This is a genomic window from Aeromonas sp., from assembly GCF_050633025.1.
Taxonomy (GTDB): Bacteria; Pseudomonadota; Gammaproteobacteria; order Enterobacterales; family Aeromonadaceae; genus Aeromonas.
In genome coordinates this window covers 1-10,790 of the sequence record NZ_JBODRQ010000112.1, presented here as the reverse complement: position 1 = coordinate 10,790, position 10,790 = coordinate 1, and the positions used below count along the sequence as shown (strand labels likewise).

9 protein-coding genes and 1 pseudogene are annotated in these 10,790 nt (G+C 61.1%); 8 read left to right on the top strand and 2 right to left on the bottom strand.

The features are described from left to right. Nucleotides 1-244 precede the first annotated feature (244 nt). Nucleotides 245-418, bottom strand: a pseudogene (locus ACRAUW_RS13960) (transposase family protein); the annotation flags it as partial. Between the two features lie 459 nt (nt 419-877). Between ACRAUW_RS13960 and ACRAUW_RS13955 the strand changes: the two are divergent. The 8 genes from ACRAUW_RS13955 to ACRAUW_RS13920 all read left to right on the top strand — a co-directional run bounded on the left by ACRAUW_RS13955 (nt 878) and on the right by ACRAUW_RS13920 (nt 9,366). Beyond that, nucleotides 878-1,480, top strand: coding sequence for a DUF3305 domain-containing protein (locus tag ACRAUW_RS13955; RefSeq protein ID WP_431362754.1), 603 nt, complete (start codon nt 878-880; stop codon nt 1,478-1,480). Next, nucleotides 1,473-2,072, top strand: coding sequence for a DUF3306 domain-containing protein (locus ACRAUW_RS13950; protein ID WP_431362753.1), 600 nt, complete (start codon nt 1,473-1,475; stop codon nt 2,070-2,072). The genes ACRAUW_RS13955 and ACRAUW_RS13950 overlap by 8 nt, the downstream gene beginning before the upstream one ends. 102 nt (nt 2,073-2,174) lie before the next feature. Next, on the top strand, nt 2,175-3,923 hold the full coding sequence (locus ACRAUW_RS13945) for a 4Fe-4S dicluster domain-containing protein (RefSeq protein WP_431362752.1): 1,749 nt from the start codon (nt 2,175-2,177) through the stop codon (nt 3,921-3,923). A gap of 9 nt (nt 3,924-3,932) precedes the next feature. Further along, entirely contained in the window at nt 3,933-4,550 is a 618-nt protein-coding gene (locus tag ACRAUW_RS13940; RefSeq protein ID WP_431362751.1) for a TorD/DmsD family molecular chaperone, read from the top strand. Between the two features lie 101 nt (nt 4,551-4,651). Continuing rightward, nucleotides 4,652-4,855 (top strand): transcriptional initiation protein Tat, encoded by a 204-nt coding sequence (locus tag ACRAUW_RS13935; protein ID WP_431362750.1) that lies wholly within the window; start codon nt 4,652-4,654, stop codon nt 4,853-4,855. Between the two features lie 35 nt (nt 4,856-4,890). Continuing rightward, nucleotides 4,891-7,767 (top strand): formate dehydrogenase subunit alpha, encoded by a 2,877-nt coding sequence (locus ACRAUW_RS13930; protein ID WP_431362749.1) that lies wholly within the window; start codon nt 4,891-4,893, stop codon nt 7,765-7,767. Nucleotides 7,768-7,771: 4 nt separating this feature from the next. Next, complete coding sequence (gene fdh3B / locus ACRAUW_RS13925; protein ID WP_005334799.1) at nt 7,772-8,398, top strand: formate dehydrogenase FDH3 subunit beta; 627 nt, start codon at nt 7,772-7,774, stop codon at nt 8,396-8,398. Further along, nucleotides 8,395-9,366, top strand: a complete 972-nt coding sequence (locus tag ACRAUW_RS13920) for a formate dehydrogenase subunit gamma (protein ID WP_431362748.1) — start codon at nt 8,395-8,397, stop codon at nt 9,364-9,366. The genes fdh3B and ACRAUW_RS13920 overlap by 4 nt, the downstream gene beginning before the upstream one ends. 72 nt (nt 9,367-9,438) lie before the next feature. Here the strand turns inward: ACRAUW_RS13920 and ACRAUW_RS13915 are convergent, their stop codons facing one another. After that, nucleotides 9,439-10,587, bottom strand: coding sequence for an ATP-binding response regulator (locus ACRAUW_RS13915; RefSeq protein WP_431362747.1), 1,149 nt, complete (start codon nt 10,585-10,587; stop codon nt 9,439-9,441). Nucleotides 10,588-10,790: the final 203 nt, after the last annotated feature.

The window sequence follows — 10,790 nt, the reverse complement described above, 5'->3', positions numbered from 1 at the left end:
AGATGAAAGCAACGTTTGGTGGGAATGCTTTTTTGGTTGAACAGTCAGGGGTGATAACTCATGGTTTCAGCTTCGAAAATTTTCCTTGCGTTGACAATGTCGCAGTCAGCTATCTGTTAGACCCTGCCAGCTTGAATCAAGACCGCGTATGCCAGGCTAATTTTTCGGGCTAAAGATGGAGCATGTACAGGGGCGCTCGTTATCAAACTACGCCCCGTCATGCCGGGATCTACTTATGGTCATTGTATAAGCGCAACCAATCGACTTTCGACTCGCCGAAGGTCTGGATATCACGCCAGCCCTCAGCACCGGCCATGATGGCGCTGATGACGAGGAACATAACGTCCACCAAATCATGCTTGCGGTTGATATCAGAACGGGTTTCTTCAACGAGAGTGAGATGTTCAATGAGTGTCATGACTTGAGCTCCTCTGGACCAGGGGAGCGATTAGATCACAGGCGATCTGCTAGTTCAAAAATTGTTAACAAAGTGCGATCCCGCCCTGCTGGTTTAGCCATCTCGTATGTTGGGCTAAATCGTAGGTTGGTGCTGAACGAAGTGAAGCCCAACGTTTACCGCGAACAGCCTTATCAAGGCAATAATCGGATAATTCGGCTTTGTTTGATTATTGCCATTCCCTCGATAAGATACACAGGCAGATAGGTTTTACGCCGCATGTTGGGCTTCGCTGCGCTCTGCACCAACCTACGCCCGCGCCAACTCGCAGCAAAGCCCCCATCAACCACCAAACCGGCCTTGGCCCCACTCTTGCTATGTATTATCCCATTGATGGCCGTGGCCGCCATGAATCTCCTGCTCTGATCCGCCCCAAACTGGGTGGATCACGGGGGAGGGCGGCCCGGCAGAGACCTTCTGATGGGAGCCGTGACAGTGCAAGACACCACCAATACCTTGCCCCCGCAGCGCTGGCTGCAACTGGAGTTAAAGGCCATCGACAGCCAGGTTGGCCGCTGGCAGAGCCGCCGTTTCGAGATTGCGGCGCTCCACCCCGCGCAGCCCGAGGCCGCCGGTGCGCTGCCTCTTACCCTGTTTCGCGATGAGCGGGGGGATTATCGCTTCAATCTGAGCTCCGGCTCGCCCCGCCTCTTTGTCACCGGAAGCCGCGTGGACAGTGGCTTTGTGGCCGATGGCCTGACCCTGAGCCAGACCGTGGCCGCAGCCTATATGGATGGCGAGCGGCAGGTGCTCTCCTGCCCGCTGCCAGAGGCGCTGCAAGCCTGGGTGGAGGCCTTTATCGGCCGCCACGGCGAGCTGCTGGAGGCCCGTCGCAAGGGCAAGAAGGGCAAGGGGCGGGCGCAGGATCAGCTGGGCCTCGATACGGCTGTAGCGACATCAAGAGATACGTTAGATCAAGCCAGCTGCGGCGCCGTCAAGGCCACTGGCCCCGATGGCCGCGAGCGTGGCTGTGACAGCGGAACCTGCGCCGTAAACAAGGCCGGAAACAGCGCCCATGAGTGAGTTTCTCAAGCGCTGGTCGTCTCGCAAGAGTGAGGCGCGCAAGCATCAGGCATTGCAGCTACGGGAAGAGGTTATCCCCGAGGCAGTTGCCGCCCCCATCGAAGGCAGTGGTGAAGGTGAAATATCAGATACCGCACTTGATAGCTCCGTAGTCAGCACTGACAAGGGGAGATGTGAACCTCTTGCCGTTGAGGGGGCCGAGAGTGGCGAACCGCAGCTAACAACAGCCCAGCCGGGCAAGGCCACACTTCCCGACAAGGAGGCGCTGCGGGCCATGTTTCGCAGCCACAAGCCGGATGGGCTCGATGACTACACCCAGGATTTCAGCCAGCCCGAATTGCTGCCCGCGGCCCTGACTGCCGGGCTGCGCAACTGGCTGGTGGATCAGGTGATCGCCCTGGAGAGCGAATCGACCAATCCGCCCAGCGGTTCTGCTGAACCGGTGGCGCTTGTCAGCGAACCTTCCGCCGAGCCGCACGGGCTGGCTGATAACCATTCTCAAACCCATACCGACGATCGAGACATTTTGGTTTCCTCTGGTGGACAAAATGTCCCAACCAAAGGTGGGGGAATGGTGCATGTGGGATCCTGACTCCCTGTCAGTCACTTTTTTTCCGGGGGAGTTGGCTCGTCTCTTGCTCTCTCGGCTTACCAACAAGCGCCCATCCCATGAGGTGGCGCGCCAGGAGTGTATGTGAGCACCGAACAACCATTGCCAAATCTGACCCCAAATCAGAACGATCGGGCGCCCGAGCATATCGCGCGCGCTCGCGCCTATGCCCTGCAGCATACGGTCAAGACCGACAACCTGATCCCGGCCACGGTCTCTTACCAGAGTCAGGGGCGCCTGCTGCTGGTCGGCCCGGAAGATCGCATTCGCCGCGCCGCCAGCCTGCTGCCCGCCGGGGTGAAGCCTACCCTGCTGGTGAGCGAAGCGGTCCACGATGCCGAGGCGGCAGATCTCGAAGCCATTTTCGATGCCACCGCCGCCCTCGCAGCCTTGACCCTGCGCGAGCCGCGCCTGACCGGGTATCTCGGCCAGTTCCAGCTCACCGGCCTCAATGGTCAGGGGGAGCAGGTTAATCTGGCGGGGCTTTGCTTCCCACAACAAGGCTTTCCACAACAAGCGGCTGCTGTCAGTGAGCAGCCACGCGAGCCGCGCTTTGATCTGGTGGCCGATCTGGGCCGCGCCCCGCTCTTTGCGCTGGAGCGTCCGCCGGTGGGCTATCTGCATCTGGCTGATGACGATGGGCTGGCCGAACGGCTTGCCGAGCTCTGTGCGCTGACCGGTATCTTCGACAAGCCGCGCTATTTTCGCCTCGACCCCGAGGCCTGCGCCTTTACCGCCCGCGGCGTGCCCGGTTGCAGCCGCTGCCTCGATGTCTGCCCGACCGATGCCCTCAAGCCCATCAATGGTCGCATCCAGATCGATCCCCATCTCTGTCAGGGCTTTGGCAGCTGTGCCTCTGCGTGCCCGACCGGGGCGATTGCCTATCACCAGCCCGACGCCAACACCAGCGGCGACTACCTGTTCCGATTGCTCAAGCATTATCGGGAGGCGGGCGGCGAAGCGCCGCAGCTGCTGATCGCCGGTGAAAACGAGCGCGAATGGGTGGAAGCCGAACTCACCCGCCTGCCCGCCAACTGGCTGCCGGTCTGGGTGGAGGAGAGCGCGAGTTTGGGTATCGAGAGCTGGTTCGCCGCCCTCGCCTATGGCGCCAGTGCGGTAGGCATTGCGCTGGGCGACGATGCCCCTGCTAGCGTCCGTGCGTTGGTTGAGCGGGAGCTGGCGAGCGCCGCCGTGTTGCTGGCGGGTGCGGGTCTCGCTGCCGATCGCATCGCCCTGTTTAACCCGGATGCTGGTGAACCTGTTTCCTGCTGGCCAGCCATTGCCCTGCTGGAGAAGCCGCTGAAAGGGGATAAACGAGAAAATCTGTTTGCCGCCTTCGATGCCCTCTGGCAGGCCAACGAAGGGAACCGCGAGCCGCTGGCGGTGCCCCACGGCGCCCCTTACGGCAGTGTGGAATTGAAAGAGTCTGACTGCACCCTCTGCATGGGTTGCGTGGCGGTCTGCCCGAGCCGCGCCTTGCATGCGGTGGGGCACACGCCGGGTCTCAACTTTATCGAGCAGGATTGCATCCAGTGCGGCATGTGCGAAAAGGCGTGCCCCGAGCAGGCCATCGTGCTCACGCCCCGTCTGCAACCCGTGCCCGAGACGCGCCGCGCCGTGCAGAGCCTGAAAGCCGAAGAGGCCGCCTGCTGCATTCGCTGCTCCAAGCCGTTCGCGCCTGCCTCGATGATCCGCCGCATCCAGCAAAAACTGGCCGGTCACTCCCACTTCCAGAACGAGGCCGCCCAGCGGTTGCTGATGTGCGAGGACTGTCGGGTCAAGGATGTGTTTGCGGCGCTGGCGGCGGATCCCGTCTCCCAGCTCAAGGTGTGAGGGCCAGTGATGAGTGAACAATATAACGAAAAGGCTGGCGAACTGACCATGACCGAACTGGAACAGAGCAGCGCCGATCTCTACGCCCTGCTGGCAAGCCTCTGGCGCGCCGCCCCCCGTGGCGAACAGCTCGCCTGGCTGCAAGGGTTGCAGCCGATGCCGGGCCCCTTTGCCAGAGGGCTGGGGCTGGTGCAGCTGGCGGCCAGCAGCCACCACGAAAACGAGCTTGCCGAGGAGTATCAGGATCTCTTTATCGGGCTGGGGCGCGGGGAGATAGTGCCGTTTGCCTCCTGGTATCTCACCGGCTCTTTGATGGAGCTGCCGCTGGCGGTGCTGCGCGCAGATCTGCAGTCCCTCGGTTTCGAGCGCCAGAGCGGAGTGTGCGAGCCGGAAGATCATCTGGCCGCCCTCTGTGAGGTGATGGCGGTACTGATTGGCGAGCAACACCCGGATCGCAACCGCTTCTATGAGCGCCACCTTGCCCCCTGGGTACTCGCCTGCTGCCGCGATCAGCAACAGGCGAAAGGGGGCAGCTTCTACCGGGCGGTCGGCGCCCTTGCCGAAGATTTCTTCAAGCTGGAAAACGAATTGCGCCTGCCGTTTGGCGCCTGCGTGGTGCCGGGCTGAACGCTTTTGTCCACCCGCAACAAAACGAGCAGACGAGATATCCCATTGGACGCGAAGCTGGCGCGCAGGCGCCAGCCAGAACAACAACAGAGGTCACAAGAATGAGCGATGAAAAGCTGAAAGACCCGTCCCGCCGCAATCTGATCAAGGGAGTTGGCGTGGTCGCCACCATAGGCGTATTGGCCGGTGCCACCGGTCGGGTGGTGGGCAAAGAGGTGCTGACCCACGACACCGATCCTGACAAGGGCTATCGGGATACCCCCCATGTTCACGACTTTTATCGCACCCTGCGCGGCACCGACTGAGCCGGATCAGTGCCGAACATAGCGAAGGATAACTTATGAAACTGACGAAACGTGCCGAGCAGCCCCAGGCGGGCGAGCAGGGCAATCAGGCCATTCGTGGTCAGGGGCTGACCCGTCGCGCCTTTATGGTCAACTCGGGTCTGGTGGCCGGTGGCGCCGTGGCCGCCGGTTGGCTGGCGCCAGCCATGATGCAGCGGGCCGAGGCCAAAACCGTGGCGGCCGAGGTGCCGGTCGAGGTGAAGCGCACCATCTGCTCCCACTGCTCGGTGGGCTGCGGCGTCTATGCCGAGGTGCAGAACGGTGTCTGGACCGGTCAGGAGCCGGCCTTTGATCACCCTTTCAACCTTGGCGGTCACTGTGCCAAAGGGGCGGCCCTGCGCGAGCACGGCCACGGTGAGCGTCGCCTCAAGTACCCGATGAAGCTGGTGGGCGGCAAGTGGCAGCGCATCAGCTGGGATCAGGCCATCGAAGAGGTGGGCAACGAGGTGCTGCGCCTTCGCAAGGAGTCCGGCCCTGACAGCGTCTACTGGCTCGGCTCGGCCAAGCACTCCAACGAGCAGGCCTACCTGTTTCGCAAGATGGCATCGCTTTGGGGCACCAACAACGTGGATCACCAGGCGCGGATCTGCCACTCCACCACGGTTGCGGGTGTCGCCAACACCTGGGGCTACGGCGCCATGACCAACAGCCTGAACGACATGCACAACAGCAAGTCGATCATGTTTATCGGCTCCAACCCGGCGGAGGCTCACCCGGTCGCCATGCAGCACATCCTGCTGGCGAAAGAGCGCAACGGCTGCAAGATCCTGGTGGTTGACCCGCGCCGCACCCGCACCGCCGCCAAGGCGGACATGTACCTCTCCCTGCGCCCGGGCACCGACGTCGCCTTTATCTGGGGCATGCTCTGGCACATCTTCAAGAACGGCTGGGAAGACAAGGAGTTCATCCGCACCCGCGTCTACGGCATGGACGAGGTGCAAAAAGAGGTGGCGCGCTGGACTCCGGCCGAAGTGGAGCGGGTGACCGGCCTCAATGAACAGCAGGTCTATGGCGCAGCCAAGCTGCTGGCCGACAACCGCCCCGGCTGCGTGGTCTGGTGCATGGGCGGTACCCAGCACACCACCGGCAACAACAATACCCGCGCTTACTGCATCCTCGAACTGGCCCTCGGCAACGTGGGCAAGAGCGGGGCGGGCACCAACATCTTCCGTGGTCACGACAACGTGCAGGGTGCCACTGACTTTGGTGTTACCTCTGACTCCCTGCCCGGCTACTACGGGTTGGAAGAGGGCTCCTGGAAGCACTGGGCCCGGGTGTGGGACGTCGATTACGAGTGGATCAAGGCGCGCTTTGACAACAAGGCCTACAACGGCAAGCTGCCGATGAACAACAACGGCATTCCGGTCTCCCGCTGGGTGGACGGGGTGCTGGAGAACGCCGATCTCATCGAGCAGGGCTCCAACATCCGCGCCATGTTCTACTGGGGCCATGCGGTCAACTCCCAGACTCGCGGCCCGGAGATGAAGAAGGCGATGCAAAAGCTCGACATGATGGTGATTGTCGACCCGTATCCCACCGTTGCCTCGGTGATGAACGATCGCACCGACGGCGTCTACCTGCTGCCGGCCACCACCCAGTTCGAGACCTATGGCTCCGTCACCGCTACCAACCGCTCCATGCAGTGGCGCGACAAGGTGATAGAACCCCTGTTCGAATCTAAGGTCGACCACGAGATCATGTATCTGCTGAGCAAGAAGCTCGGCTTTGCCGATCAGCTGTTCAAGCACATCAAGGTGGAGAACAACCAGCCGCTCTTGGAAGACATCACCCGCGAATACAACCGCGGCATGTGGAGTGTGGGCTACACAGGCCAGAGCCCGGAGCGGCTCAAGGCGCACCAGCAGAACTGGCACACCTTCCACAAGACCAACCTCAAGGCCGAGGGTGGCCCGGTCAATGGCGAAGTGTACGGTCTGCCCTGGCCCTGCTGGGGCACCCCGGAGATGAAACACCCCGGCAGCCACATCCTCTACGACACCAGCATTCCGGTTTCGGAAGGGGGCGGCGGTTTCCGCGCTCGTTTCGGCATCGAGTATCAGGGCGTCTCGCTGCTGGCCGAAGACTCCTGGCCGAAGGGGAGCGAAGTGGAAGACGGCTATCCAGAGATTACTGCCGACCTGCTGAAACAGCTCGGCTGGTGGGATGAACTGACCGAGGCCGAGAAGAAAGAGGCCGAGGGCAAGAACTGGAAGACCGATCTCTCCGGCGGTATCCAGCGGGTCGCCATCAAGCATGGCTTCGTCCCCTACGGCAACGCCAAGGCGCGCTGCGTGGTGTGGACCTTCCCGGATCAGGTGCCCAAGCACCGTGAGCCGCTCTACACTCCGCGCCGGGATCTCTTGGCAGACTACGCCACCTGGCCTGATTCGAAAAGCCTGTGGCGCCTGCCGACCCAGTACGCCTCGGTGCAGGAGAAGGATGTCAGCAAGGAGTTCCCGATCATCCTCACCTCCGGCCGTCTGGTGGAGTACGAGGGAGGCGGTGACGAGACCCGCTCCAACCCCTGGCTCGCCGAGTTGCAGCAGGAGATGTTCGTCGAGATGAACCCGGCGGATGCCAACGACGTCGGCGTGCAAGATGGTCAGGATGTGTGGGTCGAGGGGCCGGAAGGGGGCCGGGTCAAGGTGAAGGCGCTGGTGACCCCGCGGGTCAAGCCGGGGCTCGCCTTTATGCCGTTCCACTTCGGTGGCCATTTCGAGGGCAAGGATCTGCGATCCAAATATCCGGAAGGGTCTGATCCCTATGTGCTGGGGGAGTCGGTCAACATAGTCACCACCTATGGTTATGACCCGGTCACCCAGATGCAGGAGACCAAGGTCACCCTGTGCCGTTTTCGCAAAGTAGGAGCCTGATCTCATGGCCAGAATGAAATTCATGTGTGACACCAAGCGCTGCATCGAGTGCAACGGCTGTGTGACGGCGTGCAAGAACGAGAACGACGATGCCCTCGAGTGGGGCATCCAGCGCCGCCGGGTGGTAACCCTCAACGACGGCCTGCCGGGTGAGACCTCCATCTCGGTCGCCTGCATGCACTGCACTGATGCCCCCTGCATGGCGGTCTGCCCGGCCGACTGCTTCTATCACACCGACGACGGCATAGTGCTGCACAACAAGGATCTCTGCATCGGTTGCGGTTACTGCCTGTTTGCCTGCCCGTTCGGGGCGCCCCAGTTCCCGAAAACCGCCGCCTTTGGCGATCGGGGCAAGATGGACAAGTGCACCTTCTGCGCCGGTGGCCCGGAAGAGGATCACAGCGAGGCGGAGCGCCAGAAGTACGGGGCCAACCGCATCGCCGAGGGCAAGCTGCCCATGTGTGCCGAGCTCTGCTCCACCAAGGCGTTGCTGGCGGGGGATGCGCAGGTCATCTCCGATATCTTCCGCGAGCGGGTTGCCTATCGCGGTGCCAAGGATGCGGCCTGGGGTAATGGCGATGAGCTGTTCCACGACGCCAGCAAGCTGAACAAGCAGGGAGGGGCGGCATGAAAACCTGGCTAATGGCCCTGTTTGCTGCCCTGCTGCTGGTGAGTACCGCAAGTTTCGCCGATGCCGAGAAAGAGGCGGTCGGCTTTGCCGGCGCCGATTACTGGCGGGCGGTGAAGGATGGGCAGGAGGGGGTGACCACCTCCCGCTCGCCGGAGCACGGGGTGCTGATCTCGGTGCCGGGCCAGCTCTGGTTCGAGGTGAAGACCAAGTGGGTGTCGCCGCTCGGTGCCATCGCTATCTTTGGATCCTTGGCCATGTGTGGCCTGATGTACCTGGTGGTGGGGCAGACCAAGCTCTCCAAACCGCGCACCGGGCGCAAGCTCAAACGCTGGAGCCGGCTCGATCGGGCGCTGCACTGGACCACGGCTGCTATGTTCCTGACGCTATCCGGGTCGGGGCTGGCCATCATCTACGGCAAGTACTTCATCAAGCCGGTGGTGAGTATCGGGGTGTGGGAGAACTGGATCTGGTTCGCCAAGGTGTTCCACAACTACGTGGGGCCGCTCTTCTTCCTCTGCCTGATGGGGGTGCTCATCAAGTGGTTCCGCCACAACGTCGTCAACATGGTGGATGTGCAGTGGTTCATGAAGGCGGGCGGTATGCTGGGCCCCCACAAGGGGAGTCACCCCTCGGCGGGCTTCTCCAACGGCGGCGAGAAGGCGATCTTCTGGTTGCTGATCTGGTTTGGCGGCATTGTGGTGGCGACCGGGTTGTTCCTTGATTTCCCCATCTTCGGCCAGCTGCGCCGTCAGATGGAGTGGGCCAGCTTTATCCATATCGTAGGCGCCTTGATCCTTATCTGCGGCTTTATCTTCCATATCTACATGGGCCTGTTCCAGCTGGAAGGGGCGCTGGAGGGGATGGTGACCGGCGAGGTGGACGAGACCTGGGCCAAGGAGCACCACGACCTCTGGTATGAAGAGGTAAAACACACTCTCGATGAGCCCAAGACGGGTAAATCAAGCTGATGGTCGATGAAGAGTAAAGAGAAGGGGCGCTGCGGCGCCCCTTCCATTGTTCAATTCATTGAGCTTGCTGCATCAGGTCGTCGGTTTGAGCGGGAGCTGGATCTCGTAGCAGAGACCTTCACCCGGCGGACTGGTGACATTGACCGAGCCGTGCAGGTTGTTTTCGACCAGATTGTGGATCCGGCAGGCGCTCAATCCGCAGTGATTGGCGTTGCCGCGCAAAGTGGTAAAGAAGGGTTCAAACAGCCGGGGCAACTTGTCGGCGGGCATGCCGGGGCCGGAATCCTTGTAGGTGAGCAGCAGTGAGCCCTCATGCTGCCCGATATGGATGGTGAAACTGTGCTCTCCGGCGCCCTGAAAGGCGTGATCCAGGCTGTTTTTGATCAGCTCCTGGATCAGATCCAGAAACAGCGACTCGGGAGCTGTCAGGGTGACCTTGTTGCCATCCAGATGGTAACTGACCTTGGCAATTTGCAGTTCGGGAGAGAAGGCTTGCAGCAGCTTTTGCACACTTTCCTGCACTGAAAATGTATTGGGAGCAAGCTCGGTCTGATCCTGGGTCAGCTCCTTGAAACGGGTGATCAGCAACGCCACCCGGCGCAGACTGGACTCCACCAGTTCGGTGCCTTCCTTGATATCTGTTAGCTGCTGGTTGAGCAGACGCTGGCCTAGTACCCCGTTTTTCACCGCATTGGCCAGCAGATCGCCAGCTCCCTGGATCAGGCTGGATGCAGTGATGCCGACACCCAGCGGGGTATTTATCTCATGGGCAATCCCGGCTGTGAGCTGAAACAAGCTTTGATAGAGCTGCACCTTGGCCTGCTGGCGACCTAGCTCGCGCAGGCGCAGCTGGTTCTGCACCCGGGCCAGTACCTCGAGCTGATGGAACGGCTTGGAGACATAGTCGCAGCCGCCCGCCTGAAAGGCCTGCTCAAGGGCGCTGATCTCGCTGTTGGCGCTGATGAAGATGACGGGTAAGCCCCAGTGCCCCTGTTGTTGCTTGATACGGCGGCACGCCTCGTAGCCATCCATCACCGGCATGTTGATGTCCATCAGGATCAGATCGGGCGTGGCTTGCGCTACAGCAGCAACGGCCTGCTGGCCATCTTCAGCTTCCCGCACCTGATAGCCCGCCTCTTCGAGCAGGCTGCGCAGGATATAGCGGTTGGAGGCCATATCATCGACAATCAGAATGTTGTTTATGGTGTTACTGTTTGGCATACCGTAGTGTAGTGCTGTGCTATGGGCTCAATCTTTAGCATAGTTGTTCGTCCCCTTTGCAGGTTTACAAATGAGGGGGCAGGGTAATCCAGATGGATTTTTGCGCGTCAGCGGACCGCAGAAAATGTGTATTAGTAAGCCAGTATGGTTTCAATAGTAGGGTGTGTGAATATGAAAAAAGCATTGTTGGCTGCGGTATGTGC

What these genes read in the sequence shown, in the direction of transcription:
- ACRAUW_RS13915 (WP_431362747.1), bottom strand. Translation starts at nt 10,587, where the DNA reads ATGCCAAACAGTAACACCATAAACAACATTCTGATTGTCGATGATATG.
- ACRAUW_RS13950 (WP_431362753.1), top strand. Translation starts at nt 1,473, where the DNA reads ATGAGTGAGTTTCTCAAGCGCTGGTCGTCTCGCAAGAGTGAGGCGCGC.
- fdh3B (WP_005334799.1), top strand. Translation starts at nt 7,772, where the DNA reads ATGGCCAGAATGAAATTCATGTGTGACACCAAGCGCTGCATCGAGTGC.
- ACRAUW_RS13920 (WP_431362748.1), top strand. Translation starts at nt 8,395, where the DNA reads ATGAAAACCTGGCTAATGGCCCTGTTTGCTGCCCTGCTGCTGGTGAGT.
- ACRAUW_RS13955 (WP_431362754.1), top strand. Translation starts at nt 878, where the DNA reads ATGGGAGCCGTGACAGTGCAAGACACCACCAATACCTTGCCCCCGCAG.
- ACRAUW_RS13930 (WP_431362749.1), top strand. Translation starts at nt 4,891, where the DNA reads ATGAAACTGACGAAACGTGCCGAGCAGCCCCAGGCGGGCGAGCAGGGC.
- ACRAUW_RS13935 (WP_431362750.1), top strand. Translation starts at nt 4,652, where the DNA reads ATGAGCGATGAAAAGCTGAAAGACCCGTCCCGCCGCAATCTGATCAAG.
- ACRAUW_RS13940 (WP_431362751.1), top strand. Translation starts at nt 3,933, where the DNA reads ATGAGTGAACAATATAACGAAAAGGCTGGCGAACTGACCATGACCGAA.